Source organism: Bartonella capreoli, from assembly GCF_902813205.1.
Taxonomy (GTDB): domain Bacteria; phylum Pseudomonadota; class Alphaproteobacteria; order Rhizobiales; family Rhizobiaceae; genus Bartonella; species Bartonella schoenbuchensis.
In genome coordinates this window covers 78,150-101,227 of sequence record NZ_CADDZX010000005.1, presented here as the reverse complement: position 1 = coordinate 101,227, position 23,078 = coordinate 78,150, and the positions used below count along the sequence as shown (strand labels likewise).

Genomic DNA, 23,078 nt, shown 5'->3' with positions numbered 1-23,078 from the left:
GTGTTCAAGACAGCAGTATTTGTCAATTCTTTGTCATTATTGGAAGTCAAAAAAGTTAGAGATAGTAGTAGATTGATCACTAACATGGAGAACTTTGAAAAGTTTACCCATTTGATCTGGGCTGACAAGCCGTTCAATATCTTGACGGATTTTGTTTTGGATCAAGGTATCTTTGTTAATGCTAAGCTGTTTTGCACGTTCAAGAATTCCCATTTTTACAAGAAAATCTCCTTGTTCTAGAATTTCAGCAAAACAACTTTCTTGAAGTGCTATTGTTTTTAAAGTGAAAAAATCAACATGTGATGTTAAATCATTTTCACCTGGATTGGCAAAAACATCGCGGAACTTATGTTTTGAAATAGCTTGCAATGTATCCCCAAATGCACAATCAGAAGCACCATAATCAATGAGCAAAGCAGATCCTTTATCTTGTATTAAGCGATTACTAATTTGTTGCATCAGTTGGTTACGTAAGGGAGCGTATTCCCAAATTGTTCCGTTGGGCATTTGAGCACAATAGACTGGTAAGTCACCAGAAGAAAATTTATGTGCTCCAGCTATAAAGGTAAAATGACCATCTTGATCAAGTGTAATGCAACGCTCTCTCCATTCTCCGTTGATTTTGATATATTGGTGGATAGGAAGTGCATCAAAGAGCTCATTAGCAATGAGAAAAAGAGGTCCTGAAGGTATTTGATTAAAATGTTCAATAGTATGAATATGTTTTTGATAAGAGGAAAGACGCTTTTTTTGTTCTGTTGCAAGACGTTGGCTTATTTCAACAAGAAAAATTTCAGCAGCATTGAAGGCTATTTTACATAATTTTTGAATGGTACGTAAAACATCGTCCATAAGTGTTCCACGTCCTGGACCTATTTCAGTTAAAATGAAAGGGTTGGGGCTACCTTGAGCTTTCCAGCTTGCAAAAACCCAAATACCGATCATCTCTCCAAATAATTGACTTATTTCAGGTGCGGTAATGAAATCACCCGTAGATCCAAAAGGCTCTTGTGTTTGGTAATAGCCAAATTGTGGGTCTGTGAGGGCTAATGTCATATATTGACTAACAGTTATTGGCCCATTGACAGCAATAATTTCTTTAATTTTTTCTTTTAGAGTGGTCATTATTTTGTAGAATGATTTCTAAAAGCTTGAAAAAGTGCATAAAAGCCAAAGAGAATCATAGGAAGAGATAGTGCCATTCCATAGGTAAATCCAGTGGAATAAAAGAGGGCAGAAAACCATTCTGGGTCTTCTTGAGGAACACGAAAAATTTCTGAAATGCTACGTGCTATCCCATAACCTAGAATAAATATTCCAGTTGCTGTTCCAGGGCGTTTTAGTGCTTTAAAAGCAAAAACAGCAATAGCCAATATGATGAAAAGAAGAAATCCTTCCATCAACGCTTCATAAAGTTGGCTTGGGTGGCGTGGTAGATATTGGGGATCATAGTTAAAGCAAATAGCCCAAGGAACGGTGGTAACATTACCCCATAATTCTTGGTTAATGAAGTTGCACACCCGCACAATGCCGATACCAACGGGGGCACCTACAGCAATTGTATCAAACATTGCCCAAATGTTAATGCCATTTTTACGAGCAAACCAGATCATTGCAATGGTGGTACCAATAAGGCCGCCATGAAAAGACATTCCTCCAGTCCACACTGCAATAATGGCGCTTGGATGGTTAAAATAATAAGCAGGATCCCACACAAATACTTGTCCTAAACGACCACCAACAACAATACCTATAGTAGCCCAAATAACAAAATCACCTATTTTATGTTGATCCATAGGGGGTTGATTTGCGTGCCACAAGAATTTTTTTGCCAATAATTTTTGTGCATACCACCAAGAAAAAAGAATACCTACAACATAACCAAGCCCATACCAGTGTAGCGCTATGGGGCCTAAATGGATAATAACAGGATCAAGAAAGGTAGGAAAATTAATAGCAGGACAAAAAGGAAAGTCGTTCATTAGGAAGCGCTTTACATTTATAAAATTATAGGTTGTTAAAACATGACAGATGAACACACGATGGTCAAGGCAAGAAGAGAATAGATCGCTATTGTTTATAGATGTAAGGGGAGGATAGAAAAATTACGATGGATTTTATAAAAGAAACAAATACAATATCTATATGTTATAAAATGCACTATAATGCATACATAATTGACTAAAATTAAGGAAAAATTTCATGCATGATGGACCCAACCGTATTCTTGACGAATTAGCAAAATTAATGACAGATGCAGCTGGTGCTGCGCAAGGTGTACGGCATGAAGCTGAAACAATTTTTCGTTCGCAAGCTGAGAAGATAGTCAATAAGCTTAATCTTGTTTCACGTGAGGAATTTGAAGTAGTTAAGGAAATGGTGCTTAAAACGCGTGCGGAAAACGCTGATTTGGCAAAACGTCTTGATGATTTAGAAAAATAGAGTCCGTGACGGAAACTAAAATTAGTTTTAGTATAAAAATTGTATTCTCAAAAAAATAATCCCCAATTTTTCAATATTATGCACGAAGCTAAAAAATGCTTAATTCTGAATCTGTTAAGGAAAATCGTTAATTTATTGTTGGATTCGTTTTTTATAAAAAAGCATTTTTTTAAATCAGGGGGCTAGCACTATGAGATTGTATCAATACACTGAAATAGCTTGATGATTCGTTTTATCTTTATCAGGCTATTATATACCATGGGAAATATCACCTGTTGTGTTTCTAGGTGTTATATATTGTCTACGTTTTACTGTGTATTTTGTTTGGTGTAAGGGCTTAATTGTAACAAATGTTATTACAATTGTAAGCATTTTACGCTGTATTGATAACATTCTTGATTATTTTGAGGGTTAATGATGAGGCTTGCCTTTAGCGCCGCACAAAGAGAAGAGCATCCAGTCGATTTTATCGAACAGATTGCCTATAGGTATGACTGGTCTTTTGAACGGAATGCAGAAGATGAAATTAATGTTTGCGTAGAAGGAAAACGGGCTAATTATCGTCTTGCTTTTTCATGGATGGAAGAACAAGAAGCTCTTCATTTAGCTTGTGCATTTGATCTTTCTATTGAAAATACTCGAACGGAGGAAATGCACCGCTTATTATTAGCAATTAATGAAAAGTTGTTACTAGGGCATTTTGATTATTGGCAAGGAGACAATTCAGTTATTTATCGGCAAGGTCTTCTTTTAGCTGGTGGGGTGCATCCATCCCATGTACAAGTTGAAACATTGTTAATCCACGCGCTTAAAGTTTGTGAAAGTCATTATACTGCTTTTCAAATGGTAGCTTGGATGGGTGAAAGTGCTTATAAGGCATTACAATATGCTTTATTTGAAACTGTAGGAAACGCTTAAAATCATTCAATAAATTTGTTTTCTGATTAATTCTTAATCGAAGTTTTTTTGTATATTTTATAGGGGAATATCAATAATAGCGCGCAAGCCTCCTAATGGGCTGTCATCTAATTGAATATTCCCCCCGTGGCTACGTGCGATATCTTGGGCAATGGCAAGACCAAGACCTGTTCCACTTGCATCTTGATTACGCGCTTTATCAAGTCTAAAAAATGGTTTAAATACTTCTGTACGCATGTTTTTATCAATGCCTGGTCCATTATCATCAATAATAATAATAAGCGATTCTTGTTGGGATGTAGCTGTTAGTTTGATGGTGTTTGCATAATGAAATGCATTTGACACAAGGTTGCTAACCAAACGCGTAAAAGCATGAGGGCGTACTTGTATCTGTGTAGGGCCTTCAATTGTGTAAGAGAATTGACATTTATGAAGATGAGCTTCGGTGGAGAATTTTTGCATAAGGATATTTAAGTCAAGAGAACTAACATTTTCACCGCTTTCTCCACGTGCAAAAGCAAGATAATCTTCTAACATATTTTGCATGTCGCTAACGTCTTGCTCGAGCGGGCTAATATCAAAGTCTGTACTTGCTAAGGCTAGTTGGAGCTTAAAACGTGTAAGAATGGTTCTTAAATCATGGCTTACACCTGAAAGCATCATAGTGCGTTGTTCAATTTGGCGCTCAATGCGTTCACGCATGCGTAGAAAAGCGATACCAGCACGGCGCACTTCATCAGCTCCTTGTGGTTGAAAATCTTTTGGTAGGGGACGTCCCCGTCCAAAACTTTCAGCTGCTTCAGCAAGTTGTTGGATCGGTTTGATTTGATTACGTAAGAAGTAAATGGCTATCAGTAATAAAACAAGGGCCGTTCCTACCATCCAGCTTAAGAAGATACCGGTATTGGAAGCATAAGCTTGACTGCGCACAGCAAAGACGCGCAAAATGCTGTTATCAAGACGAATACGGATTTCGACAAGATTAGAATCGCCTACTGTATCAATCCAGAAGGGGCGGTTAATTTGATGGGTGATTTCTTCACTAAGAAAATAGTCAAGAATTGCAAAAAATGGTTTAGGGCCAGGAGGGGGCAGGGGATCAGGGGGTAAGATAGAAATATTTAATCCCATACGCTGCTGTGCAATGCGCTTGATATCTTCATAGTTATGTTGTTGCGGATATGTTTCAATTATATCAATAATGGCAGAGATATCGTGGACAATAGCAGTTGAGAGACGCTCAGTTACCATTTGCCAGTGACGCTCCATAAAGACATAGGCAATTACTGTTTGCAAGAGCACCATGGGAGCAATAATAATAATCAAAGAGCGGGCATAAAGACGTTTAGGCATTTGCCTCGTTAGCCACTGAGCAAATTGTCTTGCGAGTTTAATCATTATTTACGTCTATTCAATTGAGAGTTTATAACCGACCCCTCGCACAGTTTGAAGCCATATAGGGGTTGCTGGGTCTTTTTCGATTTTGCGACGTAAACGATTAATTTGTACGTCAATAGCACGTTCACTTATCTCGCTATCACCTGTTGCGAATTTATGACGTGGAATTGTATTACCTGCATGTTCGGCAAAAATAACCATCATTTCTTGTTCTTTATCTGTTAGTTTGATGACTTCTCCCCCTTTTTTCAGTTCACGTCGTGAAATTGAAAACATATAAGGCCCAAAAACAATTTGTTCGATTTTGGACTGGTTAGGTGAGAAACCACGCCGTAAAATGGCGTTAATGCGGAGTAAAAGTTCACGAGGATTAAATGGCTTGGATAGATAATCATCTGCTCCTGCTTCTAACCCATGAATACGATTATCTGTTTCTGATAAAGCCGTTAACATTAGGATGGGGACATTTTTTGTTTGGCGTAATGAAAGGGTAAGATCAATGCCATTTTCACCAGGCATCATGACATCAACAATGAGAAGATCAAAATCTAGGCTTGCAAGTTGACGCCTGGCTTCATCAGCATTAGCAGAAACTGAAACACGAAATCCGTTTTTAATAAGAAATTGAGATAAGAGGCTACGAATACGCGTGTCATCATCAATAACAAGGAGATGAGGTGCATCATCGCATAAAACGTGAACATGGTCGGTCATTATTTAAAACCTTGACGAAAATCCAGTTTCCAATAAGATCCAGTCTACATAAGTTGCATCAAGCTGTCGAGCTCGCAATTTTTGATTTTATAAATGTATGAAACTGTTATTTAATTGATAAATATTTCTTTAAAAGGGGTACTATGAGTAATCTGAGCGCACATATTATTCCAGTTACATCTTTCCAACAAAATTGTACTTTACTTTTTGATAGTAAAAGTAAAAAGGGGGTTTTAGTTGATCCAGGTGGTGACTGGCCTAAAATCCAAGCAGCAATTCAAGAAATAGGTGTTAGCGTTGAAGCTATTTGGATAACACATGGTCATGTTGATCATGTAGGAGCAGCGATGCAAGCTAAAGAGGAACTTAATGTTAAAATCATTGGTTCACATTGTGGTGATAAACCAATTATGGAAGACGTGATCGAAAGAGCAAAAGTCTATCGCATGGCTGATGTGCGTATTTGTGTGCCTGATCAATGGTTAGAAGATGGTGATAGCCTTGATTGTGCTGGACATGTGTTTGATGTTTTGCATATCCCTGGTCACACCCCTGGGCATGTTATTTATTTCAATAAAAAAGAGCGCTTGGCTTTAGTGGGTGATGTTCTCTTTCGTGGTTCTATTGGACGTACTGATTTCCCATTATCTTCTCATGAGGCATTGATGACATCCATTAAAGAAAAAGTTTTACCCTTAGGTGATGATGTCAGCTTTATTTCTGGTCATGGACCAGGAAGCACAATAGGTTATGAACGCCGCTTCAATTCTTTTCTTCAAGGAATTTAATGGTAAATATATGAAAACCCCGCTTTTAAACGGGGTTTTTCAATATTGTTTAAAATTATTGTAATGGAGCACGACAGAAATGGTCTAAACCGTCGTAACCACGAAAAGTACCTGTTCTAGGATTAAATGAGCGGTATTTTTTTGTGCAATATTGAAGCCATTGTGATGTCCACGGTTGGTAGATGGGTTGAGAGGTTACTGTTGGATGCACTTGGTAAATTACTTGAGATTGTGGTATTTCTTGATAGATCACCTGGTTTTGAGGGTATGGGGCTTGATAGATAATTTGTGGTTGCGCAGGTTTTGTTAAAACATTGCCAAGAATTGCACCTGTAGCGAGACCGAGAACACCTGCCGCTAAAGCGTCACCCGTGTTATTAGGGCGATTGACATAATATTGATGAGTATTGTACTGCGTTGTTTGTTCGTAATGATAAGAGTGACGCGTTGGGTTTTTGTGATGAATATGCCGTTGCTCGCGATGATATTGAGTATGATGTTGAGGGATGCTGTTTACATTGTGCTGAATGTACACATAATCATTACGGGCAAATGCTGTGGTTAGTGATGTTGAGATGGTTGCAGTTGATATTGCTGATAATACTACTAATTTAGTCAATTTGTTCATAACATACTCCCTTTATAAATTTATATTATTCATACTTTATATGCATTAAGCTGAATATAACCTGAACGGTTTTTAATAGAACGAATAAAGAAGCCATTTAGTTGAGAATAAATTATAAAATAACAAAATAAAATTACGCTAAAATCTGATTGCACAAAACATGTTATATAAATTAACACATAAAACGTCAGTATTTGAAGTTTTATTTTTTACTACGGTGGTCAAACTTTTATATCGAATATACTTTGTACATCATGTAATCTAGCACTGTCTGAATCTTAGACAAGAGTAATGTAATAAAAATATCAATGCTACTATTGTTAAAGTTAATAAAATTAAAACCCTTATTATTGTTTTAAAGCTTTACTTATCTGTTTAAGGTATAAAGTGTTTTTATGTCGTTGCTTTTTAAACGATAGGCAATAAAAACTATGCCCTATACTATAAAATTAGTATATTAAAGTAGCTTTTGATATATAAAAAGCTCTTTCTTGATTGGTTTTTTGCTTATTTCAAAATTGGGAAATAGTTCTTTTATAACTTTGTGATATTTATAACTTATCAAAAGTTGGTAAGTTTTTTAAGCAGAAGATATTTGACAAAAATTTTATTCGTACAATCTACCTTCTTATGTCATTTTTTCATTTAAAAATGGTTTTAAAAGATTAAGTCTTTTTATTTTACTATGAATTATAAAAACAAAAAAATACAATAGTAAGCGCTTTTTTGATTATGGATTTAGCGCTTACTGATGTTTTGGAAAACCATTTTTTGTAAAGCGTTTCCGTTTTCTAGTTGTATGAGAGTCATTTTTAGAAGTGCTAGTAGTTGAAGAGACTTTAGCTTCCTTTATTACTTTCTTATCAAGAGTTTTTTTATGCAACTTTTTTTCTATTGGATGCTTTTCTAAAAGACCGACATCCATAGTAGGTCCCATATGGTCAAGATCAGGTTTGGAAAAAAGGCTCGATTGTATTGTGGTCTCATTAGTGGAATGTTCATTATTATCATGTGTTAAAGGGTCATCAGCAATTGTTAATTCTATTTTCTGTAGCCGTTTGATTTCATCACGAAGTTGAGCTGCTTCTTCAAAGTTAAGATTGGCGGCTGCTTCACGCATTGATTTTTCGAGATGTTGAATATGGTTGGCTAAATTATTATCAACTTTATTATTTTGTGCGATAAAATCAGGAATATCTGCATGATGATTATTTTCGTAAACTGAATTGAGAACATCACCGATATTTTTTTGGATACTGGTAGGGGTGATATGGTGCTCTTCATTATAGGCTATTTGCTTTTGTCGGCGTCGTGTTGTTTCTTGCAATGCTCGTTCTATGGAGTTGGTGATTGTATCCGCATAAAGAATAACATGGCCATCTACATTACGCGCAGCTCGTCCAATTGTTTGAATAAGAGAGGTTTCTGAACGTAAAAATCCCTCCTTGTCAGCATCTAAAATAGCAACAAAACCGCATTCTGGAATGTCTAATCCTTCTCGCAGTAAGTTAATGCCAATTAAAACATCAAAAGTACCAAGTCGTAGGTCACGAAGAATTTCAATACGCTCTAATGTATCAATGTCAGAATGCATATAGCGTACACGAATGTTGTGTTCATGGAGATATTCTGTCAAATCTTCAGCCATACGTTTGGTTAGAACAGTTACTAATGTACGATAGCCTTTTTTAATTGTTTTGCGAATTTCATTCATAACGTCATCAACTTGTGTGCGTGCTGGGCGCACTTGTGTTGGTGGGTCAATGAGCCCTGTTGGACGAATGATTTGTTCGACAAAAACGCCACATGTTTGTTCTATTTCCCAACGTCCAGGTGTTGCAGAAACGGCAATCGTTTGTGGGCGCATCGCATCCCATTCCTCAAAGCGTAAAGGACGGTTATCCATACAAGAGGGTAGGCGAAATCCATATTCAGCCAGGGTTGCTTTTCGTCGAAAGTCACCCCGATACATTCCACCAATTTGGGGAATAGTTACATGGCTTTCATCAATAAAAATAAGAGCATTGTTGGGAATATATTCGAACATGGTTGGGGGCGGTTCACCAGGATTACGGCCCGTTAGATAGCGTGAGTAATTTTCAATTCCAGAACAAGAACCAGTCGTCTCTAACATTTCTAGATCAAATATTGTGCGCTGTTCTAAACGTTGCGCTTCTAAAAGGCGGCCAACAGAATTTAATTCATCAAGACGTTGGGCTAATTCCATTTTGATTGCTTTTATTGCTTGATTTAATGTTGGTCGTGGTGTGACATAGTGTGAATTTGCATAAATTTTAATAGATTGAAGATCCCCCGTTTTTTGTCCTGTTAAGGGATCAAATTCAGTAATTGTTTCAATTTCATCACCAAATAGTGAGATCCTCCAAGCACGATCTTCAAGGTGAGAAGGAAATATTTCGATCGTATCACCTCGCACACGAAAAGAACCACGCGTAAAATTGATATCTTGTCGACGATATTGTTGAGTAACTAAATCAGCTAATAATTGCCGTTGATTTAATTTATCACCTTTTTGCATTTGGAAGGTCATGGCGGTGTAAGTTTCTACTGAACCAATTCCATAGATACAGGATACAGATGCAACGATAATGACATCATCGCGTTCAAGTACGGCACGTGTTGCAGCGTGGCGCATACGATCAATTTGTTCATTAATAGAAGATTCTTTTTCGATGTAAGTATCAGAGCGTGCAACATAGGCTTCTGGTTGGTAATAGTCATAATAAGAAACAAAATATTCGACAGCATTTTGGGGAAAGAAGCTTTTGAATTCTCCATAAAGTTGCGCAGCTAAAGTTTTATTTGGTGCCAGGATTAGAGCAGGGCGTTGTGTTTCTTCAATAATTTTAGCCATTGTGTAAGTTTTTCCTGAACCGGTAATGCCTAAAAGTACTTGAGTGCGCTCATTTCGCTCAACGCCCTCAACCAAAGCTTTAATTGCTGCTGGTTGATCTCCTGCAGGTTCAAAAGGTGTGTTTATTTGGAATGGAATTCCACCTTCAGATTTTTCAGGGCGAATGGGACGATGAGGTGTCCATACTGTACCATTTTTAAAAAGGGGATTATCCGAAGCAATAAGCGTAGAAAGAGCTTCAACTGTTGCTGTAACACCAGTTTTTGTTGCATTGTGAGATGTAAAATCACTTGCAGTTTTAAAGGAAATATCAGACTCTATTACTGGGTTAGAGTTAGTAGCAGAAGGTTGTTTAGCAATTGCGGTATGGCCTGTTTTTATCTTATAGGATGTTTTATTAGATTTTGGGGCAGGTCTTTTAGGTTTTTGGTACGACATTGTGGAAACATTTTATGGGTTTTTATCGTAAGAGATAAAGTAAAAGAAGCTTCAATGTTATCATCAGCTTTGCATTCTACCTGTTATGGAGAAGTTTTTAGCATTTTTAGTTTGATAACACTAGAGTTGCTTGTACCTATTATTTATTTGTTGTGGGTGATGGTTGTTATGTAGTTTTTATGATTATGCTACTTAACTAATAGTTATTGTCTTTGATAGAAATGTAGTTAGTTTAGAAAAATTAGAGCAGCATAACCGCTAGAGTGGGGTGAATGGTAAAAGTGTGCGGTGTAGGGATTTTTAAATTCACTCAACTGTTATCAATAATGATGGTAGATAGTTGAAGATGATGGTATCGTATATGTATAATAGAGCTCATTTCCATTTTTAAATGATAAATAACGAGATGATACCCAACCGGTTCGTGAGTCATAATTAATTTGGCACCAGTTATTTCTACAGCTATAGACGGCTATTAAGTGTCCTGCAGGAATTAAACCTCGAAGTGCGTAATGAATACTTGGTCCTGCTCTAAGATTAAGATTTCTTGTTACAATTGCGTTTGTGGCTTGGCTTGCGGTTGTGGTCAGGAAGAAAAAGCTGAACACAAAAAAAACAATCAATTTTTTCATTGTTAACCTCATAAGGATTTTTATATAGTTCTATTCTTCTTAGTTTTACACAATGTCTTTTTTGTTTAAGTTAATGATAAGATAGAAAAATATAATTGTTCTTTTGATGTGTTTATCATTATAGGTGTTATGGGTGAGTATTTAAGCCGAAAATGTAAATTTATCTAAAAGAATCCTAATACGTTATGTGTTGTTTTTATTTTTTATATGGAAAACGAGGTTTTTGTCCTATATAATAGGAAGTTGAATGCTCGGGTTCCAAAAGTAATTTTGGAAGCCGTTTTTGTATTTTTATAAGGCCTTCTGTGTAAAAGAAAGGGACGGATCATGGAAAAAGTTCCGATGACTACAACTGGTTTTGAAAATCTCAAAGAAGAGTTGCGTTGGCGCCAACAGCAGGAACGTCCACGGATTATTGAAGCAATTTCTGAAGCACGTGCACATGGTGATCTGTCGGAAAATGCTGAATATCATGCCGCTAAGGAAGCGCAAAGTCATAATGAAGGGCGTATAAACGAACTTGAAGATTACATTGCGCGGGCAGAAGTTATAGATGTTTCTCGCCTTTCAGGTGATAGAATTAAATTTGGGGCTACTATAAAACTTTTGAATGAAGATACTGAAGAAAAAAAGGTTTATCAGATCGTTGGTGATCAAGAAGCCGATGTAAAGACTGGTAAAATTTCTATTTCTTCACCTATTGCACGTGCACTTATTGGTAAGCAAGAGGGGGATGTCATTGAAGTCAATGCTCCAGGTGGAGCGCATAATTATGAAATTATTAAGATTCAATATATCTAAATTTTATGTATGTATTTTTAAAAGAGACTGATATTATTGCTCCTCATTTTAAAAAACGTCTGTCAGGAGTAACGTCTACAATTATTCAACTTATTCCATTGCAACAAAAACAGGGAATACGTATATCTACTTTGGGATGGGGATTGCCGCAAAGTTTGCCAGCTCTTTCTTTTAGAGATCTTTTTGGGCTTTGGAAAAATCCAGTAAGCAAGCCATTTCGTATCTGGCATGCACGACGCAATATTGAGATGCTCTGTGGTATCTTTTTTCGCGATGTTTTGCGCATGAAGCTTAAACTCATTTTTACGTCAGCATCTCAGCATCAGCATAAACCTTTTACGAAATGGTTAATTCGTCGCATGGATAAAGTTATTGCTACCAGTGCGCGCACTGGAACTTATCTAGAAGTCCCTTATCAAGTTATTATGCATGGAGTGGACCTTGAGCGTTTTTCACCGTCAAAAACTGTTAATGATTGCTTTGTAGCAACAGGGCTACCAGGAAAATATGCAGTAGGGTGTTTTGGGCGTGTGCGCTATTTAAAGGGTACTGATTTATTTGTGGATGCAATGTTAAAATTATTACCACACTACCCTGATTGGACAGCAATTATCGCTGGTCGTACTACAATACAACATTATAATTTTGAAAAGAAATTACGTCAAAAGATCGCTCATGCTGGTTTGAATGATCGCATTATTATTCTTGGTGAAGTATTAGATATACCGTTATGGTACCGTCGTCTATCGCTTTATGTAGCACCTTCTCGTGTGGAAGGTTTTGGTTTAACGCCACTAGAGGCGATGGCGTCACAAACAGCTGTAGTAACCAGTGATGCAGGTGTTTATGAAGAATTGGTGGTAGAAGGAACAGGAACAGTTGTTAAAGCAGGAGATGGATTAGCTTTAACTGCTGCAATTGAACCTTATTTTGCTGATTTGGAAAAAACATTAGCTATAGGGAAAAAGGCTTTAGCTCATGTTCGCACTCATTTTCCTTTAGAAAAGGAAGCTGCTGCAATTGGGAGTGTCTATGAGATGATGTTTGAGGGAAAAACATTTTAAATATACTTCAAGGTCTTTAGGATAATTATTTTGAAGAGAGAAAACGGATACCTTGAAAGAAATGTCGTATACCATTTGCAAAATGATTCTGGGTATATTCACTAGTACTTAATTGATTGTTTATATCAAGGGGGGGTGCATTAAGGTAAAGTGTTAAATTCTTGTTGGCGGAGTATAGTTAACAATAATTATTTCAGATTTTTGTTTTGTTACATTACTGTCAGTGAATTTTAAAAAAATGTTATTTTTCTACAGCGTTTCATTTAAGGGTATAGGATAGTTCTTCTTTCGAGATGCAAGTCTTTAAAGCTTTTTGTATTGATTCAATACTAAAAATAGAAGTGAGTTGTTAAACAACAAAGCTGTAAAAATTTTGATATAAAATGTAACGTAATATAGAAAAATCAGATTTACCAAAACTTTCCCATGTTGGAACTGGTAGCCATTTATAAGTCATAACAAAGAAGTAGTTCAGACCAGCTTTGGACTGATAGAAAAGACCTACAAAGCAGGATATTACAAATCTTAGTCAATATAAGAAGTTATTTTACCAGTATTTTAGTCGTTTTTAATAACGTTACTTTGCTTATTGACAAACGTGACTTAGGCAGATGAAACAGAAATTATAGTTGATGTTAATTTAACATTACTAATGTAACTATCCCGGTTGAGGTTCTTTAAAGATTTTCCATCAATTGGATTGAAGATTAACTTTAACGTGTGTGTTATTTACCTTTTTGTTTTGCTTGTGAGTTTCTTTTATTACAAAATTAAGCATTAAACATAAGTACTACTCACGCCAAAAAGTAGGAATAAAAAATACAAATATAGTTATAATTTCGAGACGACCGGCTAACATGAGAAAACTTAAAATCCATAAAGCGTTATCATTAATCGTCGTGAAATTACCAGAAGGACCAATAATTTCTCCAAAACCTGGACCGATATTTGAAAGTGCCGTTAAAACGCCTGTAAAAGCAGAAATAAAATCAAGCCCGGTGGTGAGTAAAAGTGTAGTGCCGATAAGAAGGCAAAACATATACAGGCATACAAAAAGCAAAACGGATTGCGCGATATCACTAGATATATTCGAATGATCATAGCGAACTTTTACAACTGCATTAGGGGAAAGGAGTTTTGCCATATTTGTTTGTGCAATGCGCCAAAGAATAATTAAGCGGTTGATTTTTATACCACCAGAGGTAGAACCAGCGCACCCACCTGTAAAAGAAACAATGAAAAAAACACCAAATGCAAAAGGTCCCCAAAGTTGATAATTTTCAGCACTATAGCCGGTGGTGCTGATAATAGATACAAAGTGAAAAATCACATCAAGAAAAGCCCAATGAAAGGTAAGATGATCCTGAGATCGTAGCCATACAGCTAAAGCAAAGCTGAAAAAGAAAACAATATTTAGGAAAACGATAACTTGTGGATCGATAGAGCGTTTTGATTGTCCAGGAAGCACTAGTTTTACATAAAGTACAAAGGGTAAAGCAGAAAGCAACATGAAGATTGTTGAAACGATCAGGATGGCTGGCTTATTAGAAAAATAACCAAATGAGGCATCGTGGGTTGAGAACCCAGCAGTTGCTATTGTACTCATTGCATGGTTGATGGCATCAAATAAAGTCATGCCAGCAGCAAAATAAGAGAGCATGCAAGCAAGTGTTAGTCCAATATAGGCAATGATAATTCCATTAGCGATTTGATTAATACGGGGCAATATTTTTTCGGATTTATCTGATGATTCCATGTGAAAAAGTTGTACTCCCCCAACACGAAGTGAAGGCAAAAGCAATAAAGCTAAACCAATAAAACCAATACCTCCTATCCAGCAGATGAGAGAACGCCATAGCAAAATGCTTCGTGAGAGATTATCAAGACCTGTGATTACGGTGGAACCTGTTGTTGTAATTCCAGAGACAGATTCAAAAATTGCTCCTGCTAAGGAAATTGGGAGTGGAGAAAGATACAGAGGGAGAGCACCCACTATACTACCTGTTAACCAAAGGCAAAGAGTTAGTGTGAAACCAAGACGTGCTGAAAAACGGCAGCTAGCACCTCTGGTAGCTAAAAGAATCAACGTTGCTAGCATGGTAGTTATAACACAAGAGTAAAGAAAAGCTGCCCAATTGTGGTTTCCATCACGCAAATCTGCAAGAGCAGGTAAAAGCATTGCTGCTCCCATGATTAATGCAAAACGTGCGCAGATATTGGTAATAAACTGAAAAATGATCGTTTCCTATCTCTTTTTTATTTTGTTTGTGGTTTTGTACTCATTAGTGTGTATATGTGTAAGATGTAGTTTAGTCTCTATAGTAAGCAAGCTATGATAAATTGGCAATCAACCTTTAGTAGACCTTGAAAGAAATACAGGTGAACCATAACTTGAATTGTAAGAGAAATATTTTAAAAAGGCTACATTTTTCATCATAATTTATAGATATAAAGAGGATTAAAAAAGAAAGGGATTTTATGACAAAACCGCATATTCGCGTTCTTATTATTGGTTCGGGGCCAGCTGGTTATACAGCGGCAATTTATGCGGCAAGAGCAATGCTTAAACCTGTTTTGATTACAGGAGTGCAGCAGGGTGGACAGTTGACAATTACAACCGATGTTGAAAACTACCCAGGTTTTTCTGATTCAATTCAGGGGCCATGGTTGATGGAACAAATGGCAAAACAAGCTGAGCATATGGGTACGGAAATTGTTTATGATAGTATTATAAAAGCTGATTTATCAAAACGTCCTTTTACTTTATATGGGGATTCAGGAACACAATATTGTTGTGATGCATTGATTATTGCAACAGGAGCACAAGCTCGCTGGCTTGGTTTGGAAAGCGAACAAACCTTTATGGGCGGTGGTGTTTCTGCTTGTGCTACTTGTGACGGTTTTTTTTATCGTGATAAAGATGTTATTGTTGTAGGTGGTGGAAATACAGCTGTTGAAGAAGCACTTTATTTATCACACTTGGCTAAAAGTGTTAGTATAGTTCACCGGAGAGATCATTTTCGTGCGGAAAAAATTTTGCAAGATAGATTATTTGCTCGCGATAATGTGCGTATTATTTGGGACCATATAGTAGAAGAAATTGTTGGTTTACCAGCTAATTCATCAATGGGTGCTGTTGTGACAGGAGCGCGTCTTAAAAATATTAAAACAGGTCAAGAACTTAAAGTGGATGTAGACGGGATATTTATTGCTATCGGGCATGATCCTGCTGTTTCTTTGTTTGAAGGACAATTGAAACAAAAACCAGGTGGCTATTTATGGACGGCACCAGATTCAACAGCTACAAGCATTTCTGGCGTTTTTGCTGCAGGAGATGTAGCGGATGATGTATTTCGTCAAGCTGTGACTGCTGCTGGAAGGGGATGTATGGCTGCGTTAGAGGCAGAACGGTTTTTAGATTTACAGACATAAGCATTTTTACAACAGAAGTTATTTAATTAGTAAAAAAGATTAGAGAAAAATTGTGACTTCACCGTTAGATTGGGATAAATTGAGAGTTTTTCATGCTGCAGCAGAAGCAGGTTCTTTTACGCATGCAGCTGAAAAGCTTCATTTGTCTCAATCAGCAATTTCACGACAAGTTGCTGCTTTAGAGCAGGATGTTGGTGTTCCCTTGTTTCAACGCCATGCGCGGGGTTTAATTTTAACAGAGCAAGGTGAAATTCTCTACCGTACCGCTTATGATGTGTTAATGAAGCTTGAAAATGCGCGTTCACAATTAAATGAAAGCAGCAAAAAACCAACAGGGCGTTTACGCGTTACATCAACTTTTGGAATGGGGGCGGGATGGCTTGCAGAGCGTGTGTATGGATTTCTTAGTCTTTATCCCGATATGCAAGTACAACTCTTGCTTGATGATAAAGAGATTGATTTAACAATACGTTATGCAGATTGCGCAGTTCGCTTACGTCAACCCCAACAACCTGGTCTTATACAAAGAAAATTATTTACGGTTCATATGCATGTTTATGCTTCAGTAAATTATATTGCAACTTATGGGAAACCAGAAAAATTATCTGAACTAGATTCACATCGTATTATTTCATTTGGTGAACCTGTCCCCTCTTATTTGTCTGGTTTGAATTGGTTGGAAAAAGCTGGGAGAAGTGATGGCTCTTTGCGTGTTTCAGTCTTACAAATTAATAATATTATTTCGATCAAGAATGCGCTTATGCGTGATTTTGGTATTGCTGTGCTTCCCGATTATATCGTGAATAACAATGAGCAGCTTGTACGTCTTTTTCCTGATATGGTTGATATCCCTTCCTTTGACACCTTCTTTTGTTATCCTGATGCTTTGAAAAATTCGGCAAAGCTCAATGCTTTTCGAGATTATATTTTTCTAAAAGCTCGTAAATGGTCTTTTTAATAAAGTGATGTTTTTAAACTATTGAGTAATTACAATAAAAAAGCTTTAATAAGCTATGTGTTTGGTGTGCACTAACTGGCTTTAAGTTTTTATTATTGCTTTATTTTTTGTAAAATGCTATAGATCTATTACTTCTAAGTTATATCTACTTCTATTACGTTTTTTGGTATTTTCCTGAGAAGGTCTGTTAGATTTGTTTTATCTTCTACAAATCTAGCAAACTAGCTGAGCGTATATCCAGTTTTTGTTTTGAGATATAAAAAATGATTCAGAGCTTTTTAAAGTAAACTGTTACAAAAGCGTTGGATACGCAAGCAAGCTTCTTCGAGTATTTTTTCTGATGTTGCATAGGAAATGCGAAATGCTGGCCCAAACCCAAAGGCAGATCCTTGCACTACAGCAACAGATTCTGATTCTAGAAGCTCTGTTACAAAGTCTTCATCATTTGCAATAATTTTCCCTCCGGGTGTTTTTTTGCCAATGAGATTTGCACAAGAAGGGTAAACGTAAAAAGCACCTTCGGGCGTTGGGCAATTAATACCAGGAGCTTGGTTGAGCATGGCGACGACAAGATCACGACGCGCTTGAAAAACACTTTTATTTTGAATAATGAAATCTTGTGGTCCATTAAGTGCTTCGACAGCTGCCCATTGTGAAATGGAGCTTGTAGCAGATGTTTGTTGCCCCTGAATTGTATCCATGGCTTTAATTAATTCTTGAGGCCCACCTGCATAACCAATTCGCCAACCCGTCATTGAGTAGGCTTTGGAAACACCGTTCATTGTTAATGTACGGTTATAAAGCTTTGGTTCTACTTGAGCTGGAGTGACAAAAGTAAAATCTCCATATGTTAGGTGTTCATATATATCGTCGGTGAGGATATAAATATGAGGATATTTTACTAAAACGTCCGTTAGCTTTTTTAATTCGTCATATGTGTAAGCGGCTCCTGATGGATTTGAGGGAGAGTTAAAAATAAACCATTTGGTTTTAGGGGTGATAGCAGCTTCTAAATCTTGCGGTTGGAGTTTATAAGAGAATTCTTCTTTACTTTCTACAAAGATAGGTGTGCCGTCATTAATAATAACCATTTCAGGATAACTCACCCAATAAGGAGAGGGAATAATGACTTCGTCTTCTTGATTCAAAGTTGCCATAAGCGCATTAAAAAGAATTTGTTTCCCACCTGTGCCGACAATGATTTGTTCTGGTGTATAATTAAGGTTATTTTCTCTTTTAAATTTTGCAGAAATTGCTTTACGCAATTCTGGAATACCAGATATAGGTGTATATTTTGTTTCTCCACGTTGAATAGCTTCAATAGCGGCTTTTTTAACGTTGTCTGGGGTATCAAAATCTGGTTCTCCAGCGCTTAAGGAAATGATATCACGGCCTAAGTCTTTTAAATTACGCGCTTTTTGAGCAACAGCAATTGTTGCAGAAGGTTTGATGTAAGAAAGCTTATCAGCAATAAAAGCCATAATTAAAATCCTTAATGATCTAGGCGGGTGATTATTTTATAATAGATACCCCAATAAAAGATTATGTCGTAAGCAATAAAAAACTACAAGAAAACTCTTAGAAAATTTTATTTTAAGCACAGATTATATAATTTTATTTTGAAATTTTGGAAAAATATCTAAAAAGCGAACGCGAAGAAAGTCTTCTTTTTTGGAATAATACAGGCATTTACTTTGAATTTTTCTGATAAAATAGTGCTCTGATTTATAAGAGAGAGAAATTTATACTTGAAATTTTTCTAGTTAATTTTCCATATTTTTTATTATTTTTCTTAAGGATTTTCCTCAAAAATTATGGATAATTATAAGCAGATTTTAAGATAAGTACAAAAATGTTGAAAATAATCGTTATTATATCGGGGTAAAATATTTTATACAAAATAAAAATCTCGCCTATGAAGACGAGATTTTAAAAAACAAAATAAACTTGAAGTTAAAGAACTGCGAGATTTCCAGCAGCAAGTTTTCCTGAACGACGATCTTGAACAACTTCATACGAAATTTTCTGCCCTTCATTAAGGTTACTCAAACCAGAGCGTTCAACAGCAGAAATGTGTACGAATACATCTGCACTCCCATCATTAGGTTGGATAAAACCAAAACCTTTTGTTGTATTAAACCACTTAACTGTTCCTGTAGAAGACATAGGAAACTCCTTATATAAATAATTATCATATATTGAAGCTAAAAGCTTTCAATATGGCTTTAAATCGAAATTATAGGCAGGAGAAGTTTTGTCAAAAATGCGTATTGCACAGGAAAAAAGTCACGTAACCGAAAATCCGATCGCAATAATGATAAAAGACTTTTGAATAATAAACAAGTCTAATCACTATCTTTATGCAAAGAAAAGGTCAGTAGAAGTAAGAGACGTTAGTTTTATAGATGCAGTTCAAATCTTAAGCAAAATAGCTTTGTAGGGGGCGCACTTCCAAAGGGCTGAATTTGAGTGCTTCAATGGCTTGTACTGCGGCTTCAGCTCCAGCTATTGTTGTGTAATAGGGTACTTTTTGCATGAGTGTTGCTTGGCGCAGAGATTTAGAGTCTGAAATGGCACTGGCCGTATTTGTTGTATTGAAAATCAATTGGATTTGCCGGTTACGAATGGCATCTTCAATATGAGGGTGGCCTTCTAGCACTTTATTAATTTTTTGGGCTTTAACACCATGAACATCAAGAAATTTTTGTGTTCCACTTGTCGCTAAAACAGAAAAACCAAGCTCAGTTAAACGTTTGACGCACTTAAGGATACGTTTTTTATCTTCATCTTTCACGGAAACAAATACAGTTCCCTCATATGGCAGGTCAACACCAGCCCCAAGTTGTGCTTTAGCAAAAGCAAGTGCAAATTCGTAATCGACCCCCATAACCTCTCCGGTTGAACGCATTTCTGGACCAAGCAGTGTATCTACACCAGGAAAACGATCGAAAGGAAAGACTGCTTCTTTGACGGCAATATGCGGTTTTTGTAGTGTAGAAGGTAATCCACCGTAAGCTTGAAGTGCACTGTGAAGTTTTTCTCCCGCCATAATACGTGCAGCAATTTTAGCAATTGGTCGGCCAATGGTTTTTGCAACAAATGGAACAGTACGCGAAGCACGGGGATTGGCTTCTAAAACATAAATCACTCCATCTTTGATGGCATATTGTACATTCATTAAGCCCACAACATGAAGTGCTTGTGCTAAAGCTTTTGTTTGGCGTTCTAATTCAAGGACCAATTCAGATGAAAGTGTGTTTACAGGTAAAGAACAAGCGGAATCGCCAGAATGGATACCTGCTTCTTCAATATGTTCCATAATGCCAACGATTAGTGTTTCCTCACCATCGCACAGACAATCAACATCAACTTCAATAGCTTGTGTTAGATAGGTATCAAATAAAAGTGGGTTTTTACTGAGTAATGTATTGATCTGCTTTGTTGTATCATTAGGGTAACAAGCTTTGATATCTTCGGAAATTAATTCGGGAACTGTTTCAAGTAGATAATTTTGCAAGCTGCGTTCATCGCGGATAATTTGCATGGCACGTCCGCCTAAAACATAAGAAGGGCGTACAACTAATGGAAACCCTAGGTCATGAGCGATAAGACGTGCTTGTTCAATTGAATGGGCAATGCCATTTTGGGGTTGTTTCAAGTTAAGCTTGAATAATAATTGTTGAAAGCGATCTCTATCTTCTGCCAGATCAATAGCATCAGGTGAAGTACCTAAAATGGGAATGTTATTTTTTTCTAACGCACTTGCTAATTTCAACGGTGTTTGTCCGCCAAATTGAACGATAACTCCAATCACCTCACCTTTTTCCTGTTCTGTTTCTAAAACAGCTAAAACATCTTCTATTGTTAAAGGTTCAAAATAAAGGCGGTCAGATGTATCGTAGTCAGTCGAAACAGTTTCAGGATTGCAGTTAATCATGATGGCTTCAAAGCCTGCATCACGCAAGGCAAAAGCAGCGTGGCAACAACAATAGTCAAATTCAATTCCTTGGCCGATGCGGTTTGGACCACCACCCAAAATGACGATTTTTTTACGTTGAGAAACGTGTGCTTCTGAACATGTTACCCCTGCAAAAGGTGTTTCATAGGTTGAATACATATAAGCTGTAGGTGAAGCAAATTCAGCAGCACAAGTATCAATCCGTTTAAACACATGTTTAACATTAAGCGATTTACGTAAAGTAGCAATATTGTCTGGCTCTTGCCCTGTAAGGTTAGCTAAACGTGTATCTGAAAAGCCCATGGCTTTTAACATACGTAGATTGTCTGCATCTTGAGGAAGACCATGAGTGCGAATACGCTGTTCCATTTCGACGATAGAAGCTATTTGTTCTAAAAACCATGGATCAATTTTACTTATTTGGTGGATTTCATTTAAAGGTAATCCCATGCGCATTGCTTGAGCCACATAACGTAGACGATTAGGGCTTGGTATTGCGATGGCTGAACGTATAGAATTATTTTCATCACCTTCAGCATGTTCAGGAAGCTCAATTTCATCAAGGCCGGTAAGACTTGTTTCAAGTCCACGGAGTGCCTTTTGCAATGATTCTTGAAAAGTACGGCCAATTGCCATGACTTCCCCAACAGATTTCATTGCAGTGGTTAAGACAGATGATGAACCAGGAAATTTTTCAAAAGCAAAACGAGGGATTTTGGTGACAATATAATCGATAGAGGGTTCAAATGACGCTGGTGTTATGCCACCCGTAATATCGTTTTTTAATTCATCAAGTGTATAACCAACCGCTAATTTTGCTGCCACCTTGGCAATTGGAAAACCTGTTGCTTTTGAAGCAAGTGCTGAAGAACGTGAAACACGAGGGTTCATTTCAATAACAACTAAACGACCATTTTCAGGATTGACAGCAAACTGCACATTAGCCCCACCAGTCTCGACACCAATTTCACGCAATACAGCAATTGAGGCATTGCGCATGATTTGGTATTCTTTATCGGTTAAAGTAAGAGCAGGGGCAACGGTAATAGAATCACCAGTGTGGACACCCATAGGATCAATATTTTCAATGGAACAAACGATAATACAGTTATCTTGTTTATCGCGGACGATTTCCATTTCATATTCTTTCCACCCCAAAACACTTTCTTCAATCAGAACTTCCGTTGTGGGAGACGCTTCAAGGCCACGTTCAATAATTTCATAAAATTCAGAGCGGTTATAAGCGATGCCACCGCCTGTGCCACCAAGCGTGAATGAAGGGCGAATGATAACTGGAAGCCCAATAATATCAAGGGCTTGAACTGCTTTTGCTGTGGCATGTGCTATATAACGTTGTTTACGATCGGCTTCTGTATGATACCAATCGTGATCAAATTTCTCTAATGCTTGCTCAAGTGCATCACCGGAAAGTTCAGTGTTCAGTTCATTACGTCTTTTTTCGTATAACTGACGATCTTCTTCTTTGAGTTCAGTTGCATTGGCTAACATAGAACGCGGTGTTTCTAAACCAATCTTTGCCATTGATTTGCGAAATAAAGCACGATCTTCGGCTTTATCAATAACGTCAGCATTAGCTCCAATCATTTCAACGTTATAGCGGTCTAAAATTCCCATGCGCTTTAATGATAAAGCTGTATTGAGTGCTGTTTGTCCTCCCATGGTAGGTAAAAGAGCGTCTGGGCGTTCATAAGCGATAATTTTGGCGACTATTTCTGGAGTGATGGGTTCAATATAAGTTGCGTTAGCTAAATCTGGGTCGGTCATAATAGTGGCAGGATTAGAATTGACTAGAATAATTCGGTATCCTTCTTCCTTTAAAGCTTTACAAGCTTGTGTACCTGAATAGTCAAATTCACATGCCTGGCCAATAATAATAGGTCCTGCTCCAATGATAAGAATAGATTTTATATCTGTACGTTTTGGCATGTTTTTTCCTATCACAAATTTCTGTGCGCAGTTGTGGCAGGCAGAATATTGAAAATTTTAAGGCTAAACTCACTTTATAGGTTAA

General features: G+C 37.0%; 18 protein-coding genes. 7 read left to right on the top strand and 11 right to left on the bottom strand.

Going from position 1 to position 23,078, the window contains the following annotated elements; translation table 11 throughout:
* Nucleotides 1-36 precede the first annotated feature (36 nt).
* Together J7R05_RS05485 and lgt are read right to left on the bottom strand one after the other, a co-directional pair.
* The gene (locus tag J7R05_RS05485; RefSeq protein ID WP_208541518.1) at nucleotides 37-1,125 is read right to left on the bottom strand and encodes a class I SAM-dependent methyltransferase; all 1,089 of its coding nucleotides are present in this window, start codon (nucleotides 1,123-1,125) and stop codon (nucleotides 37-39) included.
* Nucleotides 1,125-1,982: a prolipoprotein diacylglyceryl transferase gene (lgt, locus tag J7R05_RS05480; protein WP_208541517.1), complete on the bottom strand. Its 858-nt coding sequence runs from the start codon at nucleotides 1,980-1,982 to the stop codon at nucleotides 1,125-1,127. The genes J7R05_RS05485 and lgt overlap by 1 nt, the downstream gene beginning before the upstream one ends.
* 220 nt (nucleotides 1,983-2,202) lie before the next feature.
* On the opposite strand from lgt, the gene J7R05_RS05475 reads away from it, so the two are divergent.
* Nucleotides 2,203-2,442: an accessory factor UbiK family protein gene (locus tag J7R05_RS05475; protein WP_208541516.1), complete on the top strand. Its 240-nt coding sequence runs from the start codon at nucleotides 2,203-2,205 to the stop codon at nucleotides 2,440-2,442.
* Nucleotides 2,443-2,859: 417 nt separating this feature from the next.
* Complete coding sequence (locus J7R05_RS05470) at nucleotides 2,860-3,360, top strand: type III secretion system chaperone family protein (RefSeq protein WP_208541557.1); 501 nt, start codon at nucleotides 2,860-2,862, stop codon at nucleotides 3,358-3,360.
* A gap of 57 nt (nucleotides 3,361-3,417) precedes the next feature.
* Here J7R05_RS05470 and J7R05_RS05465 read toward each other — a convergent pair whose 3' ends face one another.
* Both J7R05_RS05465 and J7R05_RS05460 read right to left on the bottom strand, forming a co-directional pair.
* A complete protein-coding gene (locus J7R05_RS05465; RefSeq protein WP_208541515.1) occupies nucleotides 3,418-4,758 on the bottom strand; it encodes an ATP-binding protein in 1,341 nt (446 codons plus the stop codon).
* A 9-nt stretch (nucleotides 4,759-4,767) separates the two neighbouring features.
* Nucleotides 4,768-5,472, bottom strand: coding sequence for a response regulator (locus tag J7R05_RS05460; RefSeq protein WP_182480169.1), 705 nt, complete (start codon nucleotides 5,470-5,472; stop codon nucleotides 4,768-4,770).
* A gap of 143 nt (nucleotides 5,473-5,615) precedes the next feature.
* Between J7R05_RS05460 and J7R05_RS05455 the strand changes: the two genes are divergently transcribed.
* Nucleotides 5,616-6,260, top strand: coding sequence for an MBL fold metallo-hydrolase (locus J7R05_RS05455; protein WP_208541514.1), 645 nt, complete (start codon nucleotides 5,616-5,618; stop codon nucleotides 6,258-6,260).
* 55 nt (nucleotides 6,261-6,315) lie between these two features.
* Here the strand turns inward: J7R05_RS05455 and J7R05_RS05450 are convergent, their stop codons facing one another.
* The 3 genes from J7R05_RS05450 to J7R05_RS05440 all read right to left on the bottom strand — a co-directional run bounded on the left by J7R05_RS05450 (nucleotide 6,316) and on the right by J7R05_RS05440 (nucleotide 10,833).
* Nucleotides 6,316-6,888 carry a BA14K family protein gene (locus J7R05_RS05450; protein WP_208541513.1) on the bottom strand — a complete coding sequence of 191 codons (573 nt, stop codon included), beginning with the start codon at nucleotides 6,886-6,888 and terminating at the stop codon, nucleotides 6,316-6,318.
* Nucleotides 6,889-7,633: 745 nt separating this feature from the next.
* A complete protein-coding gene (gene uvrB, locus J7R05_RS05445; RefSeq protein ID WP_208541512.1) occupies nucleotides 7,634-10,201 on the bottom strand; it encodes an excinuclease ABC subunit UvrB in 2,568 nt (855 codons plus the stop codon).
* A gap of 320 nt (nucleotides 10,202-10,521) precedes the next feature.
* Nucleotides 10,522-10,833 carry an SH3 domain-containing protein gene (locus J7R05_RS05440; RefSeq protein ID WP_208541511.1) on the bottom strand — a complete coding sequence of 104 codons (312 nt, stop codon included), beginning with the start codon at nucleotides 10,831-10,833 and terminating at the stop codon, nucleotides 10,522-10,524.
* A gap of 327 nt (nucleotides 10,834-11,160) precedes the next feature.
* On the opposite strand from J7R05_RS05440, the gene greA reads away from it, so the two are divergent.
* Both greA and J7R05_RS05430 read left to right on the top strand, forming a co-directional pair.
* Complete coding sequence (gene greA / locus J7R05_RS05435) at nucleotides 11,161-11,634, top strand: transcription elongation factor GreA (protein ID WP_007476805.1); 474 nt, start codon at nucleotides 11,161-11,163, stop codon at nucleotides 11,632-11,634.
* A 5-nt stretch (nucleotides 11,635-11,639) separates the two neighbouring features.
* Complete coding sequence (locus J7R05_RS05430) at nucleotides 11,640-12,698, top strand: glycosyltransferase family 4 protein (RefSeq protein ID WP_208541510.1); 1,059 nt, start codon at nucleotides 11,640-11,642, stop codon at nucleotides 12,696-12,698.
* 790 nt (nucleotides 12,699-13,488) lie between these two features.
* Here the strand turns inward: J7R05_RS05430 and J7R05_RS05425 are convergent.
* Complete coding sequence (locus tag J7R05_RS05425) at nucleotides 13,489-14,877, bottom strand: TrkH family potassium uptake protein (protein ID WP_208541509.1); 1,389 nt, start codon at nucleotides 14,875-14,877, stop codon at nucleotides 13,489-13,491.
* 299 nt (nucleotides 14,878-15,176) lie between these two features.
* Between J7R05_RS05425 and trxB the strand changes: the two genes are divergently transcribed.
* Both trxB and J7R05_RS05415 read left to right on the top strand, forming a co-directional pair.
* Complete coding sequence (gene trxB / locus J7R05_RS05420; protein ID WP_208541508.1) at nucleotides 15,177-16,130, top strand: thioredoxin-disulfide reductase; 954 nt, start codon at nucleotides 15,177-15,179, stop codon at nucleotides 16,128-16,130.
* A 52-nt stretch (nucleotides 16,131-16,182) separates the two neighbouring features.
* A complete protein-coding gene (locus tag J7R05_RS05415) occupies nucleotides 16,183-17,088 on the top strand; it encodes a LysR family transcriptional regulator (protein WP_208541507.1) in 906 nt (301 codons plus the stop codon).
* Nucleotides 17,089-17,366: 278 nt separating this feature from the next.
* Here J7R05_RS05415 and J7R05_RS05410 read toward each other — a convergent pair whose 3' ends face one another.
* From J7R05_RS05410 to carB, 3 genes are all read right to left on the bottom strand, one after another.
* Nucleotides 17,367-18,569 carry a pyridoxal phosphate-dependent aminotransferase gene (locus tag J7R05_RS05410; RefSeq protein ID WP_208541506.1) on the bottom strand — a complete coding sequence of 401 codons (1,203 nt, stop codon included), beginning with the start codon at nucleotides 18,567-18,569 and terminating at the stop codon, nucleotides 17,367-17,369.
* Between the two features lie 472 nt (nucleotides 18,570-19,041).
* Nucleotides 19,042-19,254 carry a cold-shock protein gene (locus J7R05_RS05405; protein WP_007476813.1) on the bottom strand — a complete coding sequence of 71 codons (213 nt, stop codon included), beginning with the start codon at nucleotides 19,252-19,254 and terminating at the stop codon, nucleotides 19,042-19,044.
* A gap of 253 nt (nucleotides 19,255-19,507) precedes the next feature.
* On the bottom strand, nucleotides 19,508-22,993 hold the full coding sequence (carB, locus tag J7R05_RS05400; RefSeq protein WP_208541505.1) for a carbamoyl-phosphate synthase large subunit: 3,486 nt from the start codon (nucleotides 22,991-22,993) through the stop codon (nucleotides 19,508-19,510).
* Nucleotides 22,994-23,078 lie beyond the last annotated feature (85 nt).